The sequence below is a fragment of the Stenotrophomonas sp. STEN018 genome (assembly GCF_056760235.1).
Genome location: NZ_JBRREK010000052.1, coordinates 1 through 17,135 on the forward strand (window position 1 = coordinate 1; position 17,135 = coordinate 17,135).

Consider the following 17,135-nt stretch of genomic DNA (forward strand, 5'->3'; position numbering starts at 1 on the left):
ATGCTCGGCTGAGGCATTACCGGTGAAGCCCCTGCCGAGCATGGCTCGGCACTACAGGGGCAGCGCTCAAAAAAAGCCCCGCACTTGGCGGGGCTCTTTGTCAGTTCAGTTGGCCGTGGCAGTGCTTGTACTTCTTGCCACTTCCGCAGGGACAAGGATCGTTGCGGCCGACCTTGGGCGCATTGGCCTCATCGATCACTTCCGCGGCTTCCTCGTCGGCGCTGTAGCCACCGTTGTCCTGGTGCTGGAACTGCGACATCTGCAGGCGTGCTTCGGCCTGCTGACGCTCCAGCTGCTCCATCGCCAGCACTTCTTCCTCGCTGCGCACACGCACGCGCGAGAGCATGGTGATCACTTCACGCTTGACGTCCTCCAGCATTTGCGAGAACAGCTCGAAGGCTTCCTTCTTGTACTCCTGCTTGGGCTGCTTCTGCGCGTAACCACGCAGGTAGATGCCCTGGCGCAGGTAATCCATGCGTGCCAGATGCTCCTTCCAGCTCTGGTCGAGCACGGTCAGCATCACGTGCTTTTCCAGTGCGCGCATGGTCTCGGCGCCAACCGCCGCTTCCTTCTGTGCGAAGTGCTCGTCCACGCGGTCGATGACCTTCTGCGCGATTGCCTCGGCGTCGAGTTCTTCGTGCGCCTTGACCAGGCCGACCACGTCCATCTCCACGCCAAACTCGCCTTCCAGCGTGGCCTGCAGGCCCTGCAGGTCCCACTGCTCGTCCACCGAGTTCGGCGGCACGAAGCGGGTCACCAGGTCATAGATCACGTCACCACGGATGCCGTCGATGTTTTCCTTGACCGACTCGGCGTCCAGCAGCTCATCACGCTGGCCGTAGATCACCTTGCGCTGATCGTTGTTGACGTCGTCGAAGTCGAGCAGGTTCTTACGGATGTCGAAGTTGTGCGCCTCAACCTTGCGCTGCGCCTTCTCGATCTGACGGCTGACCATGCGGTCTTCGATGACGTCGTCTTCCTTCATGCCCATCATGCGCATCGCCTTCTGCACCCAGTCAGAGGCGAAGATGCGCATCAGGTTGTCTTCCAGCGACAGGTAGAAGCGGGACGAACCCGGGTCACCCTGACGGCCGGAACGGCCGCGCAGCTGGTTGTCGATACGACGCGATTCGTGGCGCTCGGTGCCGACGATGTGCAGGCCGCCAGCAGCCTTGACCGCTTCGTGACGCTCCTGCCATGCAGCCTTCACTGCGGCCTTCTGCTCGTCGCTGATGCCTTCACCCAGCTCGTGCAGTTCGGTTTCCAGCGAGCCGCCGAGCACGATGTCGGTACCGCGGCCGGCCATGTTGGTGGCGATGGTGACCGAGCCCGGACGACCGGCGTTGGCAACGATGGTCGCTTCGCGATCATGCTGCTTGGCGTTGAGCACTTCGTGCTTCACGCCGGCCTTGCGCAGGTGCTCGGACAGCATTTCCGAGGTTTCGATCGAGGTGGTACCCACCAGCACCGGCTGGCCGCGCTTGGCGCATTCTTCAATGTCCGCCAGCACCGCGTTGAACTTGCCCTTGCGGTTGAGGAACACCTGATCCGGGTAGTCCTTGCGCACGGTCGGCTTGTTGGTCGGAATGACCAGCACTTCCAGGCCGTAGATGCTCTGGAATTCGAACGCTTCGGTATCGGCCGTACCGGTCATGCCGGACAGCTTCTTGTACATGCGGAACAGGTTCTGGAAGGTGATGCTGGCCAGCGTCTGGTTCTCACGCTGTACCGGCACGCCTTCCTTCGCTTCCACCGCCTGGTGCAGGCCGTCGGACCAGCGACGACCGGCCAGGGTACGGCCGGTGAATTCATCGACGATGACCACTTCGCCGTCGCGCACGATGTAGTCCACGTCACGCTGGTAGATGGCGTGCGCGCGCAGGGCGGCGTTGAGGTGGTGGACGACGGTCAGGTTCTGCGCGGCGTACAGGCCGTTGTCGTTGTCGGCGCCGATGATGCCGGCTTCGCGCAACAACTCTTCGGCGTGCTCCATGCCGGCTTCGGACAGGAACACCTGCTTGCCCTTCTCGTCGACCCAGTAGTCGCCCTCGCCTTCTTCGGTTTCCTGCTTGATCAGGCCCGGCACCACGCGGTTGACGCGGATGTACAGCTCGGGGGAATCGTCGGCCGGACCGGAGATGATCAGCGGGGTACGCGCCTCATCGATCAGGATGGAGTCGACTTCGTCGACGATGGCGTAATGCAGGCCGCGCTGGTAACGGTCGGCGCGGGTCAGCGCCATGTTGTCACGCAGGTAGTCGAAGCCGAATTCGTTGTTGGTGCCGTAGGTGATGTCGCTGCCGTAGGCCTCGCGCTTGTCGCTGTGCGGCATGCCCGGGTAGACCACGCCGACACTCATGCCCAGCCAGTTGTACAGCTTGCCCATCTGCGCCGAGTCGCGGCGGGCCAGGTAGTCATTGACCGTGACCACGTGCACGCCCTTGCCTTCCAGCGCGTTGAGGTAGACCGGCAGCGTTGCCACCAGGGTCTTGCCTTCACCGGTACGCATTTCGGCGATCTTGCCCAGATGCAGCACCATGCCGCCGATCAGCTGCACGTCGTAGTGGCGCATGCCCAGCACGCGCAGGGAGGCTTCGCGGCAGACCGCAAAGGCTTCCGGCAACACCTTGTCCAAGGCTTCGCCAGCGGCGATGCGCTCACGGAACTCGGGGGTCTTGGCCTTCAGCTGGTCATCGGAGAGCTTCTGCATCTCCGGTTCCAAGGCATTGATCTTGGCGACGATACGGTTGAGCTGGCGAAGCTGGCGCTCGTTACGGCTGCCAAAAACGCGGGTAAGCAGGCTGTTGATCATTGAAGGAACCGGTTTGAATGAAATGCCGTGCGACCTGGCTCACCCCCTGGGTTCACCGGTCACAAACGAAACAGGGCGCAATGCGCCCTGTCGATGGCAACGCCTATTGTAGCTTGGGGCGGATGCTTGGGTTTCAAGCACCCCCAAACAAGTCAGCCGGAGCTGACCTGCCGCCCATCAGCCACGGCTGACCCGGCCGACCGGCGTATTGCCGCCCTCGCCAAGGAATTTGCGCGGATTCATCACCACGCCGTTCTGCCAGACCTCGAAATGCACGTGGGCACCGGTGGAACGGCCAGTGGAGCCGGCCTTGGCCACTTCCTGCCCGGCCCGCACCAGCCCGCCTTCACGCACGGTCAGGCGCGAATTGTGCGCGTACAGGGTCTTGTAGCCGTTGCCATGGTCGATTTCGACCACGTTGCCGTAACCGCCCTTCACCCCGGAGAAGCTGACCACGCCGTCAGCCACGGCCAGCACCGGGTCGCCGACACGGGCGTGGAAGTCCATGCCCTTGTGGTTGCCAACACCGCGTCCGAACGGGTCAGCACGGCCACCGAAGCTGGAAGTGACGTAGGTGTTGCGGATCGGCATGCGCGAAGGCACGGCGTTTTGTTCGAGCTGGTGGTCGAACAGCAGCGATTCCATCACCGACAACTGCTTGCCTGAAGCAGCGAAACGCTGCTCCAGCACCTGTAAGTCGGTGTTTACCGCGCTGACTGGGATGTCCTGGGTCGGGCCGGGCTCGCCTTCACCCATACCCGGGGTTTCCTGGAAGTCGAACTCGCCGTCTTCCAACTTGCCCATCTGGGTCAGGCGCTCACCCAGGGCGTTGAGCCGGGTGGCCTGTGCCTGCAGCTCGCCGAGGCGGGCGGCCAGTGCGTTGACCTGGGTCTGCGCGTCGGCGCGGACCTTGGCCAGCTCCTGCTGCTGATGGTCAACCTTGGATTGCAGCGCCGCGTCGCCGGCCATGCCGATGGCGAAGCTCAGGGCCACGCCCATCAGGCAACCAAGGCCAAGTACGCTACCCAACAGGGCTTGAGGACGATCCTCGAAGAACATCTGAACACGTGACAAGGGCGTCTTAGCCTTCTGTTCACGCGTTTTGATTACGATCTTTTTAAATGTCATTGAAAAATTCTTATGTCAGAGCCGAAATCCAGTGTTCGTTCCCGTTCCGCGCCCAAACAGGCGCTGGAAGCGGCGATGGCGGACAAAGCAGGTAATCCGCTGCGCCGAGCCCTGTGGCTCGATGCGATGGACCGGCAATTGCGCCCCCATTTGCCGCCGGCGCTGGCTAACCGTTGCCGGTTGGCCAATGTGGACGGCGAACACCTCGTTTTTCTCGTCGAATCGCCGGTCTGGCACGCCAAAGTAAGGCTTGCCGAAGAACAGCTGCTCGACGCGGCCCGATCCATCGGGCTGAAGGCCACCCGGGTGACCGTCAAAACTGCGACCGCGTCTGCGCACTCCCCAGTGCGTAACGATCAACGCAGCACAGCAGTAAGCGAAACCACGCACAAAGGACTGCGCGACGCGTTGGATGCCCTGCAGGATGTGAAATCAACAAAATCCTGAATGGCCACCGGGCGCCTGATCGGCCCCGGTCTCCATCCGACCGTCCTACGGACCGGATTGGAGCCAGCAGGAATCCTAGCCGCGGAATGCAGCGAAGGAGTTAGTCTTTTGTTAATTAATAGTTAAATTCAGACTGGAACCCGGATCGGGTTCACACAATGACGACAATTAGGACTGGTCGTAGTCTGTGAAGGCCGTGTCTCTTACGACCTCACCGCTATTTAACTTAGGCGTAGGCCGGGATGCCGTACAGCACCGGCTCGGCGGCTACCGGCGAGTCGTAGCTGGCCCATTCCCAGGCGCTCTGGTCGGCCAGAAGGGCGCGCACCAGCTTGTTGTTGAGCGCATGGCCGGACTTGAAGCCCTCGTAGGCGCCCAGCACCTGCCCACCGGCCAGATACAGGTCGCCGATGGCGTCCAGGATCTTGTGGCGGACGAATTCGTCGGTGTAACGCAGGCCGTCGTCGTTCAACACGCGGAACTCATCGAGCACGATGGCATTGTCCATCGAGCCGCCAAGGCCCAGGTTGCGCTCACGCATGTACTCAAGGTCACGCATGAAGCCGAAGGTGCGGGCGCGCGAGATTTCCTTGATATAGGCGGCCGAGGAGAACTCGATTTCCACCCGTGACTGCTTGGCCGGGATCATCGGGTGATCGAACTGGATGGTGAAACCCAGCTTGTAGCCTTCATACGGCTCGAAGCGAGCGATCTTGTCGCCGTCGCGCACTTCCACCGTCTTGAGGATGCGCAGGAACCGCTTGGCCGCGCCCTGCTCGACGATGCCTGCCGACTGCAGCAGGAACACGAACGGACCGGAGGAGCCGTCCATGATCGGCAGCTCGGCCGAGGACAGTTCGACGATGACGTTGTCCACGCCGAGGCCGGCCAAGGCCGACATCAGGTGTTCAACGGTCTGGATCTTGGCGCCTTCACAGGTCAGCCCGGTGCACAGGGTGACTTCGGTGACCAGATCGGCACGCGCCGGGACTTCCACCACCGGATCCAGATCCACCCGTCGGAACACGATGCCATGGTCAACCGGTGCCGGGCGCAGGGTCATATAGACCTTGTCACCGCTGTGCAGGCCGACGCCGGTGGCGCGGATCGTGTTCTTGAGAGTGCGTTGCTGGATCATGTGTATGTAAGGCCGGAGGGGCCGCGCAAGCGCAGCCAGGGGGACAAACAAGAATAACACGCGTTAACACGCGCCCTTTGCAGCGCCAGATTCGGCCGTCAGCTTCCGTCCAGTACCGAAAGTATCGCCGGGCCGGCCTTGGCCCGGCGATAAAGGACATGGTATTCCCGCCGGGGTGGACAGCCCCGACGTATCAGCTCTGCATCCAGCAACCAGCCAGTCCGACCCACGGCGCCGTTGCCGGCGCACGCGATGATCGGGTCTGGATGGCCCCCGCTACCGCATCAGTCAGCCTGGCGGCGCAGGAACGCCGGGATGTCCAGGTAGTCGTTCGGCAGCTCTGCAGCAGCCGGCGACGCCGACGAGGTGGAAGCAGACACGGTGTCCGAGCTCGGACGACGCAGGCCCATGCCCATGGTGTGACCCACGGCCTTGGCCACGGCATCGGCCGGGCTTTCGTACTCTTCAAACTCGGCCTGGCCGGTGGTGGCGTTGCGCACCAGCTTGATCGGGCCGCGCTCGCCCGGACGCTGCGCGTTCTTGGCAACCGCACGGTTCAGGCCGGTGGCGACCACGGTCACCTTGATCTCGTCACCCAGGTCCGGATCGATCACGGTGCCGATCACCACGGTGGCGTCTTCCGAAGCGAAGGCGTGCACGGTGCGACCGATTTCGTCGAACTCGCTCATGGTGATGTCGGTGCCGGCGCTGATGTTGACCAGCACGCCATTGGCGCCGGCCAGGTTCACGTCGTCCAGCAGCGGGTTCTGGATCGCGGCTTCGGCAGCAGCCTGGGCGCGGTCATCACCACGTGCGGTGCCGGTGCCCATCATGGCCAGGCCCATTTCCGACATCACGGTGCGCACGTCGGCGAAGTCGACGTTGATCAGGCCCGGACGCACGATCAGATCGGCGATGCCCTGCACGGCGCCCTGCAGCACGTCATTGGCAGCACGGAAGGCCTGCACCATGGTGGCGTTGCGGCCGAGCACGGTGATCAGCTTTTCGTTCGGGATGGTGATCAGCGAATCGACGTGCTGGCTCAGCTCCTCGATGCCCTTCAGCGCCACCTGCATGCGGCGACGGCCTTCGAACGGGAACGGCTTGGTGACCACGGCCACGGTCAGGATGCCCATTTCCTTGGCCAGCTGCGCCACCACCGGTGCAGCACCGGTGCCGGTACCGCCGCCCATGCCGGCGGTGATGAACACCATGTCCGCACCCTGCAGGGCGTCCATGATGCGCTCACGGTCTTCCAATGCGGCCTGGCGACCGACTTCCGGGTTTGCGCCTGCGCCCAGACCCTTGGTTACGTTGGTGCCCAGCTGCAGCTGCAGCTTGGCACCACAATTCTTGATGGCCTGCGAGTCGGTGTTGGCAGTGATGAATTCCACGCCATCCACGCTGCTGTTGACCATGTGCGCCACGGCGTTACCACCGCCGCCGCCCACGCCAACGACCTTGATCACCGCGTTCGGTGCCATCTTTTCAATCAGTTCGAAATGCGCCATGTCCATGTCCTCTCTATTGCCGTGATTGGGTCGAGCATCCGGGAAGAATCCTTCTCCTTCTGCGCCCGCCCGCACCGGCGAGTTGTTTTAGGTGTACCGCTTCGGGTTGCCCCTGCACGGTGGTTGTTGCTTGCTTCAATGACTGCGTTACTGCACTTCGTCTTGCCTTACTGCTTGTCCTGCTGACTGCCTCACTGCCCTACCACCGGTGCCGCGCTCAGAACTCGCCGCGGAACCAATTCTTCAATTTGTTGAACATGCTGCCGGCGCGCCCGGTGGGCAGCGACGGACGCCGTGGGTGTTCGATCTGGCTGCCCATCAGCAGCAAGCCGACGCCGGTGGCATGCACCGGATTGCCGACCACTTCGCCCAGCCCGGTGACGTGCTGCGGGATGCCCACGCGTACCGGCATCTGCAGCATTTCCTCGGCCAGCTCGACCACGCCTTCCATCTTCGAGGCACCGCCGCTGAGCACCAGGCCCGCGCGCACCATTTCCTCGAAGCCCGAGCGGCGCAGTTCGGCCTGCACCATCTCGAAAATTTCTTCGTAACGGCCCTGCACTGCCTGCGCCAGCGAATGACGCGGCATGCGACGCGGCGGACGATCACCGACCGACGGCACCTGGATGCTTTCTTCGGCCGTTGCCAGTTGTGCCAGCGCACAGGCATAACGCACCTTGATCTGCTCCGCTTCCGGCGTGGGCGTGCGCAGCATGTGGGCGATGTCGTTGGTGACGTGGTCACCGGCAATCGGCAGCGAAGCGGTATGGCAGATCGCGCCCTGGATGAACACCGCGATATCGGTGGTCCCGGCGCCGATGTCGACCATCACCACGCCGAGCTCGCGCTCATCGGCAGTCAGCACGGCCACGCTGGATGCCAGCGAGGACAGCACCAGGTCATCGACCTGCAGACCGCAGCGCTGCACGCACTTGCTGACGTTGGCAGCGGCAGACTGTGCGCACACCACCAGGTGGGCGTGCACTTCCAGACGTACGCCGGTCATGCCGACGGGGTTACGAATGCCTTCCTGCGAATCGTCGAGCACGTACTCGCGCGGGATCGCATGCAGGATCTTCTGGTCAGCGGGGATGGCCACGGCCTTGGCCGCGTCCAGCACGCGATCCAGATCGCCCCAGCTCACTTCGCCTTCGCGGATCGGGGTGATGCCCTGCGAGTTGCGGCATTGCACGTGGTTGCCGGAGATCGAGGCGTACACCGAACGGATCTCGCAGCCGGCCATCAGCTCGGCTTCTTCGATGGCGCGCTGGATCGACTGCACGGTGGATTCGATATCCACCACCACGCCGCGCTTGAGACCGCGCGATTCATGCGAGCCGATACCAATGACCTCGATCGGGCTGCCAGGCGAATACTCGCCGACCAGCGCCACCACCTTGGAGGTGCCGATATCCAGGCCAACGATCAGTGATTTATCTCCCTTGCGATTCATGTCCTTTCCTGCGTCTGCTTTGTTGCCGGCGGTGGGGTTCCCCAGCTCAGCGTGAATCCATTGGTATAGCGAAGGTCGGCGCGCACGATCGGCACCTGGGTGCGGGTCAGCTGCGGCAACACGCGCACGAAGCGGCCCAGGCGTGAGCGTGCATCATTTCGACCAATGATCACTTCGGTGCCGTTATCCAGCGCCAGCGACCAGCTGCCGCGCGCGTCCATTGCGACTTTGCGTACGTCCACACCTGCCGGTGCGAACAGTGCGCGTGAATCGTTGTACAGCTCGACCACTTCGGTGGTCATGCCATCAGGGCCATCAAGTTCGGGCAGCGGTGCGTTCTCCAGACCGTGCGGCACCGCAAACAAGCGGCCCTGCTCGGACAGCAGGCGATCCTTGCCCCAGCGTGCAAACGGACGGTGCTCGACGATGCTCACTTCCAGCACATCCGGCCACTGCTTGCGCACCTGCGCGCTTTCCACCCACGGCAGCCTTTCCACTGCGGCCTGCGCGTCCTGCAACTTCACCGCGAAGAAACCCGAGCGTGCATACGGCAGCAAGGTTTTCTGCAGTTCTTCAGCCGGCACGCGCTTGAACTCGCCATGCACGCGCAGTTTGGCCAGCGGCCAGCGCTCGGCGCCGACCCAACCGTTGACCACGGCCACCACCGGCAACACCACCAGGGCGATGGCCAGCAACCAGGCGAGCATGCGCAGGATGGCATTCATCGTGCGCCCTCCCCTGCAGCGCGGCCGCAGGCCACCGTCGCAGCCCGCGAAGCGGTTGCGTGGGTACGGCGCAGCGGCAGCGCGATAGGCATCATTCGCCCTTGGCCTCCTTGAAGCCTTCGGTGATCACCTGCTGGACAACGGCACCAATGTCGCCGGCTCCCATCATCAGCAGCAGATCGCCGTCCTGCAGTACGTCAGGCAGCACCGAGGCCAGATCGGCGGAATGACTCACCACCACCGGCTCGCTGCGGCCGCGCGCACGGATGGCGCGCGCCAGCGACTTGGAATCGGCACCGGGAATCGGCGCTTCGCCAGCCGGGTAAACCTCGCTCAACACCAGCGCGTCCACTTCCGACAGCACGGCTGCGAACGCATCGAACTGATCGCGGGTACGGCTGTAACGGTGCGGCTGGAAAGCCACCACCAGGCGCTTGTCCGGCCAACCGCCACGGGCAGCGGCGAACACCGCTTCCAGCTCGCGCGGGTGGTGACCGTAGTCGTCGATCACCCGCACCTTGGCGCCCTTGTGAGTGGTGACTTCGCCCAGGTCGTTGAAGCGACGGCCAACGCCTTCGAACTTCTCCAGCGCTGCAGCGATGTCTCCCGGTGCAACGCCCAACTGCCAGGCCACCGCAGCGGCGGCCAGTGCATTGAGCACGTTGTGCTTGCCCGGCAGTGCCAGCACCACCGGCACGCTGGTGCCTTCCGGCAGGCGCAGGGTGAAGCGCATGCGCGGGCCATCCTGCACTACGTCTTCGGCACGCACGTCGGCATTGCTGCTCAGGCCGTAGCTCATCACGTGACGCGGCGTCTTGGCAGCCAGCGCGGCCACTTCCGGGTCATCGATACACAGCACCGCCAGACCATAGAACGGCAGCCGCTGCAGGAACTCGGCGAATGCGGCCTGCACACGGGCAAAGTCGTTGCCGTAGTTCTCCAGATGGTCGGCGTCGATATTGGTGATCACCGCCACCAACGGATTCAGACGCAGAAAACTGCCATCGCTTTCATCGGCCTCGGCAACCAACCACTGCCCGCCACCCAGCTTGGCGTTGGCACCAGCAGCCAGCAACTGGCCGCCGATCACGAAGGTCGGGTCCAGCTTGCCTTCGCTCAGGATGGCAGCGGTCAGCGAGGTGGTAGTGGTCTTGCCGTGGGTACCGGCGACGGCGATGCCGCGACGGAAGCGCATCAGCTCGGCCAGCATCGCCGCGCGCGGCATGATCGGAATACGCTGGCTGCGCGCTTCCATCAGCTCGGGGTTGTCTTCGCGGATGGCGCTGGAAACCACGATGCAATCCGTGCCCAGCACGTTGGCAGCGGAGTGACCGCGCATCACGCGCGCGCCCAGCCGGGCCAGACGGCGGGTAGCTGCATTGTCAGCGTTGTCGGAACCGGAAACTTCATAACCCAGGGTCAGCATCACTTCGGCAATACCGCTCATGCCGGTGCCGCCGATGCCGACGAAATGCACGCGCGGGAAGGCGCGGACCAGGTCGGTGGTGTCGTTGAGGCGGCGGATCATGCCCGGCCTCCGGTGTGGCGGGCGCGGGTGCGCGATGCCGTGTTCATGCTGCTTCCTCAAGAATGATGTCTGCGATGCGTTCGGCCGCATCGACCTTGGCCAACGCACGCGCGGCTTGCGCCATCTGCATGCGGTGGCCGGGATTGTTTGCCAGCGTGCGCAGCACGCCTTCCAGGTTGATCGCCAGCGCGTCGTCCTGCTTGAGCAGCTCGGCGGCACCGCGTTCGACCAGATATTCGGCATTGCGGGTCTGGTGGTCATCGACTGCGGCGGCGAACGGCACCAGCACGCTGCCGATACCGACAGCGCACAACTCGGCCAATGTCGACGCACCGGAACGGCACACCACCAGATCAGCCCAGCTGTAGGCAGCCGCCATGTCCTTGATGAACATGTCGACGCGGCCTTCCACGCCTGCAGTGCGGTAGGCCTGCAGTGCTTCTTCGTGCAGCTTCTCGCCACACTGGTGCCAGACTTCGATGGCGACGCTGCTGCCCAACGCGGCCAAGGCTTTGGGCATGGCGTTGTTCAGGGCACGTGCGCCCTGGCTGCCGCCAAGTACCAACACCCGCATCGGCCCACTACGACCGGCCAAGCGCTGTTCAGGTGCCGGCAATGCGGCGATCTCGGCACGCACCGGATTGCCAACCACTTCTTCCTTGCCATCGGCAAAGCTACCCGGGAAGCCGGACAGCACACGGCGCGCAAAGCGCGACAGGATACGGTTGGTCATGCCTGGCGCACGGTTCTGTTCGTGCACCAGCAGCGGCAGGCCATGCAGGCGCGCAGCGATGCCACCCGGACCGGAAGCGAAGCCACCGAAGGCCACCACCGCACGCGGCTTGCGATCACGTAGTACATAACCTGCACTGCGAATCGCGCGCATCACCCGGATCGGTGCACCCAGCAAGGCCAACTTGCCCTTGCCGCGCAGGCCGGAGATGGCCAGCGTGTCGACATGGATGTCGTGCTGCGGCACCAGGCGGGTTTCCATCGCACCGTCAGCGCCCAGCCAGGTGACCGGAATACCGCGCTCGCGCAACACCTTGGCCACCGCCAGACCCGGGAAGATATGCCCGCCGGTACCGCCGGCCATGATCATCACCGGACGCTGGTCTTGATTGGTATTCGGGGATGCCATTACGCAATCCTCCCGAAGGTTGGCTCGACCCGCTGCTGCATGCGGCTGGTGCCACGCGCAGCGCTGCTCTGCGCTGCGGCGGCAACCGCGGTTGCGGTGTCCATGCGCGGCTCAGCCGGTGCGGCGTCGTGCACATCGGCCACGTCCAGTTCGGCGCCGTCGAGGTCCTCGCGGACTTCCTGGCGACGCACCGCACGGTTGTATTCGTAGGACACGCGCAGCAGCAGGCCCATTGCCACGCAGGTCATCATCACGCTGGAACCGCCGGAAGAAATCAGCGGCAGGGTCAGGCCCTTGGTCGGCAGCATGCCCAGGTTGACGCCAATCGAGACGAAGGTCTGCAGGCTGATCCACAGCGCAATGCCGAAGGCGATGTAGCCGGCAAAGTGGCGACGCATTTCAATGCAGCGCAGGCCCAGCCAGAACGCGCGGCCGACCAGCAGCGCGTACAGGCTGATGATGCCGCACACGCCAAGGAAACCCAGCTCCTCGGCAATCACCGAGAAGATGAAGTCGGTATGCGACTCGGGCAGGTAGTTGAGCTTCTGGATCGATGCCCCCAGGCCCACGCCAGTCCACTCGCCACGGCCGATCGCCATCAGCGCGTTGGACAACTGGTAACCCGAACCCAACTGGTCCTGCCACGGGTCCATGAACGAGGTGACGCGGCGCATGCGGTAAGGCTCGAAGATCACCAGCGCGATCAGGCCCGGCAACAGCAGCAGCACCGGCAGGATGATGCGCTTGATCTGCGCACCGCCCAGCACCAGCATGCAGGTGGTGATGCCCAACAACAGCATCGACGAACCAAAGTCAGGCTGCAGCAGCAGCAGCACAACCAGCACGCCGACTACGCCAACCGGCTTGAGCATGGCCTGCCAGGTGGCGTTGACCTCGTCGCGGAAGCGCACCAGATAGCTGGACAACCAGACGATGTACAGCACCTTGACCGCTTCCACGGTCTGGAATTTGGAGACGCCCAGGTTTATCCAGCGCTGCGCGCCGTTGACGCTGCTGCCCAGGCCCGGCACGAACACCACGATCAGCAGGGCGAAGCAGCCCAGCAACAGCAGCTGGTTGTACTTCTCGATTTCCTTCAGCTCCACCCGCATCGTCACCGCGGCCAGGACCACGCCGATGGCGATGAAGATCAGGTGGCGGGTCAGGTAATAGAACGGACTCTGCGTCAGCGCGATGGAGCTGGAAGCTACCATCACGATCCCGATCGAAGCCAGCGCCACGGCGGCGCCGAGCAGCCACTTGTCGTAGCTGCCACCGATGGCTTCGAGTCGGGTTGCCTGACGCGCGTAGTCGTCCATCAGCGCACCTTCAGGGTTGCCAGGCCGATCAACACCAGCACCACCGAGATGATCCAGAAGCGCACGATCACACGCGGCTCCGGCCAGCCCTTCAGCTCAAAGTGGTGGTGGATCGGCGCCATGCGGAACACGCGCTTGCCGGTGAGCTTGAACGAAGCCACCTGGATCATCACCGACAGGGTTTCGATCACGAACACGCCGCCCATGATCACCAGCACCAGTTCCTGGCGCACGATCACCGCGATGGTGCCGAGCACCGCGCCCAGCGCCAGTGCACCGACGTCGCCCATGAACACCATGGCCGGATAGGTGTTGAACCAGAGGAAGCCCAGGCCCGCGCCGGCAATCGCCGCACAGATGATGACCAGCTCACCGGCACCGGGAATCTGCGGGATCTGCAGGTAGCTGGAGAACACCGCGTTGCCCGAGGCATAGGCGAACACGCCCAGCGCACAGGCCACCAGCACCGTCGGCATGATCGCCAGACCATCCAGACCATCGGTCAGGTTGACCGCGTTGGAGAAACCCACAATCCAGAAGTAGGCAATCGCGACGAAGCTGATGCCTGCCAGCGGCAGCGCAATCGATTTGAACATCGGGATGTAGAAGGTCAGCTCAGCCGGCACTACCGCGGTCTTGTACAGGAAGATGCCTGCGGCCAGACCGAAGATCGACTGCAGCGCGTACTTCCAGCGCGACTTCAGGCCGTTCGGATCGCGCTTGGCGATCTTCAACCAGTCGTCGTACCAGCCGATCGCACCGAAGCACAGCATCACCACCAACACCAGCCACACATAGCGGTTGCGCAGGTCGCCCCATAGCAGCACCGAGACCAGCACCGTGGTCAGGATCAAGCCACCGCCCATGGTCGGCGTACCGGCCTTGGAGAAATGCGATTGTGGGCCGTCCTTGCGGATCGGCTGGCCACCCTTGAGCTGGGCCAGGCGACGGATCGCCATCGGGCCCAACCACAATGACAGCGACAATGCGGTCAGGGCGGCGAGGATGCCGCGGAAGGTGATGTAGTTGAACAACCGGAACAGGCCGTCCAACTGCTGTAGCCAACGGGCCAATTCAAGCAACATGTGTAGTGTCCTCGCCGCGCTTCAACAGCGCAGTCACGATCTTGTCCATGGCGCTGCCGCGCGAGCCCTTGACCAGGCAACGCACGCCAGCATGAAGTTCGGTTTGCAGCGCGGCAGCCAGCGCGGCGTGGGAGTCGAAGTGACGCCCGCCTTCGCCGAATGCCGCCGATGCCGCTGCGCTCAGCGGGCCCAGCGTGTACAGACGCTTCAGCCCAGCTTCGCGGGCACGCTGGCCAGCCTCCGCGTGCAGTGCCTGCGCGTCCGGGCCCAGTTCACGCATGTCACCCAGCACCAGCCAGCCTTCGCCTTTGCCGGCCGCCAGCGCGGTGATTGCCGCAGCCAGTGAACCCGGGTTGGCGTTGTAGCTGTCGTCGATCAGCACAGCGCCGTTGTCCAGCAGCTGCGCCACTTGGCGACCAGCAACCGGGCGCGCCTGCGCCAGCCCTTCGACCACCAGCGGCAAGGCAACCCCTGCCGCCAATGCCATCGAGGCGGCAGCCAGTGCGTTGAGTACGTTGTGACGGCCCGGCAACTGCAGCACCACGGCGGCATCGCCTTGCGGCGTGCGCAGCTGGAAGCGTGAGCCGGCCTCATCCAGCACGATGCTGGTCGCGGTGACGTCGGCACTGACTTCCAGACCGAAGCGGATCACCTGATGCGCGCCAGCGCGCGATGCAAAGTACGGCGAGAACGCATCGTCGGCGTTGATCACCGCAACACCACCATCGCGCAGATCGTCATAGACGGCCGCCTTGGTGTTGGCGATCTCCAGCAGGCTGCCCATGCGCTCCAGATGTGCTGGTGCGACATTGTTGACGATAGCCACATCCGGGGCAGCGATAGCGGTCAGATAGGCGATATCACCCGGCTTGCCGGTACCCATCTCGTAGATGGCAAAGTCGGCATCTTCCGGCGCATCGATCACTGCCAACGGCAGGCCGATCTCGTTGTTGCGGTTGCCCGGCGTCGCGTAGACATGCTGGCCCAGCACCGCAGCGGCGTGCTGCATGACAGCCAGCAACAGGTTTTTCACGCTGGTCTTGCCGTTGCTGCCGGTGATGGCAAACACGCGGGTGGCGCGCTGCTGCTGCATCGCGGCGGCAATTCTGGCCAGTGCCAGCTCGGTGTTTGCGACCACGATCTGCGGTACTTCCAGCGGCAACAGACGCTCCACCAGCAACGCACCAGCACCCTGCTCTACCGCATTGGCGGCAAAGTCGTGGCCGTCGAAACGCTCACCGCGCAGGGCCACATACAGACTGCCTGCTGCCAGCGTACGGGTGTCATTGCTGAGCGCATCGATGCTGGCGTCATCGCCATGGATTTCGCCACCGGCCCAATGCGCGATCAACGACAGAGGTGCACGCTTCATTGGCGCACCTCCGCAGCAGTGGAACGGCGTGCCTGCAGCGCGCGCGATGCCACATCGGTGTCATCGAAAGGATGTTTGATACCTGCAATCTCCTGGTAGGGCTCATGGCCCTTGCCGGCGATCAACACGATGTCGCCGGCCCCTGCCTGTGCGACTGCGGCATCGATGGCGCGGGCGCGATCGCGCACCACGGCCACCTGCGCAGGCGTCACGAAGCCGGCCATGATGTCGGCGACGATCACGTCACCATTCTCGCCGCGCGGATTATCGTCAGTGACGAACACCACGTCGGCCAATTCTTCGGCAATCGCCGCCATCTGCGGGCGCTTGCCGGTGTCACGCTCGCCACCACAGCCGAACACGCACAGCAGTCGGCCATCCAGATGGCCATGCAGGCTGCGCAGCGCCTGCTCCAGCGCGTCGGGGGTGTGGGCGTAATCGATGACCACGGTCGGTTCGCCCTGACCGCCGAGGCGATTCATGCGGCCACGGATCGGCTGCAGCTGGCCCAGCACCTTGGCGATGCTGGCGCTGGTTTCGCCCAGACCATGCAGCGCACCGGCCACGGCCAGCAGATTATCGATGTTGAAGCGGCCCAGCAGCGGCGAACGCAGCGCGTGGCGCTCTTCGCCGATTACCAGATCAAAACCCAAGCCCTGCCCGTCCAGCAGCAGATTCTCGGCGCGGATGGTGGCACCAGCCTGGCCGGTCGAGCTCAGGCCAATGGCCTGCACGTCCGCTGCCAAGGTGGTGATCAGTTCACGACCGAACGCGTCGTCCAGATTGATCGCTGCAGCCTTCAGGCCCGGACGATGGAACAGCTTGGCCTTGGCAGCGCCGTAGGCGTCCATGTCGCCGTGGTAATCAAGATGGTCACGGGTGAGATTGGTGAATACCGCCACATCGTAGTGCACAGCATCGACGCGGCCCTGATCCAGGGCGTGCGAGCTGACTTCCATCGCCACGGCCTTGGCACCGCCATCGCGCAGCTGTGCCAGCACTTCATGCATCTGCAGCACCAGTGGCGTGGTGAAGCCGGTCGGCACAACATCGCCATACAGGCCAACACCCAAGGTGCCGATCGAGCCGCTGAGCGTACCCAGCAGATGCCAGGCCTGGCCAAGCAGCTGCACGGTCGAGGTTTTGCCGTTGGTGCCAGTGACACCAACCATCGTCATTGCCCGCGACGGCTGGCCGTGGAACTGGTCGGCCATCGCGCCCATGCGCGAACGCAGGCCGGGCACGGCGATGGCATCGGCCGGTGCCGGCAGTTCGGCCGGAGCCGGCGGATCAAACAGGATCGCGGCCGCGCCGGCGGCCTTGGCCTGCTCGACAAAGCCCAGCCCATGCGCACCAAAGCCGGCGATTGCGACGAACGCATCACCGGCCCTGATATGCCTTGAATCCAATACCAGGCCGCCGATCTGCGGGTCCTGTGACAGGACCAGATCCGGCAGCAGCTGTGACAACTTCATT

General features: G+C 63.9%; 12 protein-coding genes and 1 pseudogene. 1 reads left to right on the forward strand and 12 read right to left on the reverse strand.

The genetic code is table 11. From position 1 onward, the window contains the following. Nucleotides 1-100 precede the first annotated feature (100 nt). Together secA and ACVOMB_RS17030 are read right to left on the reverse strand one after the other, a co-directional pair. Nucleotides 101-2,812: a preprotein translocase subunit SecA gene (gene secA / locus ACVOMB_RS17025; protein ID WP_481532260.1), complete on the reverse strand. Its 2,712-nt coding sequence runs from the start codon at nucleotides 2,810-2,812 to the stop codon at nucleotides 101-103. Nucleotides 2,813-2,989: 177 nt separating this feature from the next. Beyond that, on the reverse strand, nucleotides 2,990-3,940 hold the full coding sequence (locus tag ACVOMB_RS17030) for a M23 family metallopeptidase (protein WP_481532261.1): 951 nt from the start codon (nucleotides 3,938-3,940) through the stop codon (nucleotides 2,990-2,992). 12 nt (nucleotides 3,941-3,952) lie between these two features. Between ACVOMB_RS17030 and ACVOMB_RS17035 the strand changes: the two genes are divergently transcribed. Next, nucleotides 3,953-4,387: a DciA family protein gene (locus ACVOMB_RS17035; RefSeq protein ID WP_481532262.1), complete on the forward strand. Its 435-nt coding sequence runs from the start codon at nucleotides 3,953-3,955 to the stop codon at nucleotides 4,385-4,387. Nucleotides 4,388-4,613: 226 nt separating this feature from the next. On the opposite strand, the gene lpxC is transcribed toward ACVOMB_RS17035, so the two are convergent. From lpxC to ACVOMB_RS17085, 10 genes and pseudogenes are all read right to left on the reverse strand, one after another. Beyond that, nucleotides 4,614-5,525, reverse strand: coding sequence for a UDP-3-O-acyl-N-acetylglucosamine deacetylase (gene lpxC / locus ACVOMB_RS17040; RefSeq protein WP_481512176.1), 912 nt, complete (start codon nucleotides 5,523-5,525; stop codon nucleotides 4,614-4,616). Between the two features lie 284 nt (nucleotides 5,526-5,809). Further along, a complete protein-coding gene (ftsZ, locus tag ACVOMB_RS17045) occupies nucleotides 5,810-7,036 on the reverse strand; it encodes a cell division protein FtsZ (protein ID WP_481512177.1) in 1,227 nt (408 codons plus the stop codon). A 217-nt stretch (nucleotides 7,037-7,253) separates the two neighbouring features. Further along, nucleotides 7,254-8,489, reverse strand: coding sequence for a cell division protein FtsA (ftsA, locus tag ACVOMB_RS17050; protein WP_481512178.1), 1,236 nt, complete (start codon nucleotides 8,487-8,489; stop codon nucleotides 7,254-7,256). Next, a complete protein-coding gene (locus ACVOMB_RS17055; RefSeq protein ID WP_481532263.1) occupies nucleotides 8,486-9,214 on the reverse strand; it encodes a cell division protein FtsQ/DivIB in 729 nt (242 codons plus the stop codon). Before ACVOMB_RS17055 ends, ftsA begins: the two co-directional genes overlap by 4 nt. Before the next feature lie 91 nt (nucleotides 9,215-9,305). Beyond that, nucleotides 9,306-10,742 carry a UDP-N-acetylmuramate--L-alanine ligase gene (gene murC, locus ACVOMB_RS17060; RefSeq protein ID WP_481532264.1) on the reverse strand — a complete coding sequence of 479 codons (1,437 nt, stop codon included), beginning with the start codon at nucleotides 10,740-10,742 and terminating at the stop codon, nucleotides 9,306-9,308. A gap of 43 nt (nucleotides 10,743-10,785) precedes the next feature. Continuing rightward, on the reverse strand, nucleotides 10,786-11,883 hold the full coding sequence (gene murG, locus ACVOMB_RS17065; RefSeq protein WP_481532265.1) for an undecaprenyldiphospho-muramoylpentapeptide beta-N-acetylglucosaminyltransferase: 1,098 nt from the start codon (nucleotides 11,881-11,883) through the stop codon (nucleotides 10,786-10,788). A 185-nt stretch (nucleotides 11,884-12,068) separates the two neighbouring features. Then, nucleotides 12,069-13,202: pseudogene (gene ftsW, locus ACVOMB_RS17070) on the reverse strand (putative lipid II flippase FtsW); the annotation flags it as partial. After that, entirely contained in the window at nucleotides 13,202-14,287 is a 1,086-nt protein-coding gene (mraY, locus tag ACVOMB_RS17075; RefSeq protein WP_057627465.1) for a phospho-N-acetylmuramoyl-pentapeptide-transferase, read from the reverse strand. The pseudogene ftsW and the gene mraY, both read right to left, overlap by 1 nt. Continuing rightward, nucleotides 14,277-15,659 (reverse strand): UDP-N-acetylmuramoyl-tripeptide--D-alanyl-D-alanine ligase, encoded by a 1,383-nt coding sequence (locus ACVOMB_RS17080; protein ID WP_481532266.1) that lies wholly within the window; start codon nucleotides 15,657-15,659, stop codon nucleotides 14,277-14,279. Before ACVOMB_RS17080 ends, mraY begins: the two co-directional genes overlap by 11 nt. After that, nucleotides 15,656-17,134, reverse strand: a complete 1,479-nt coding sequence (locus tag ACVOMB_RS17085; RefSeq protein ID WP_481532276.1) for a UDP-N-acetylmuramoyl-L-alanyl-D-glutamate--2,6-diaminopimelate ligase — start codon at nucleotides 17,132-17,134, stop codon at nucleotides 15,656-15,658. The genes ACVOMB_RS17080 and ACVOMB_RS17085 overlap by 4 nt, the downstream gene beginning before the upstream one ends. Nucleotide 17,135: the final 1 nt, after the last annotated feature.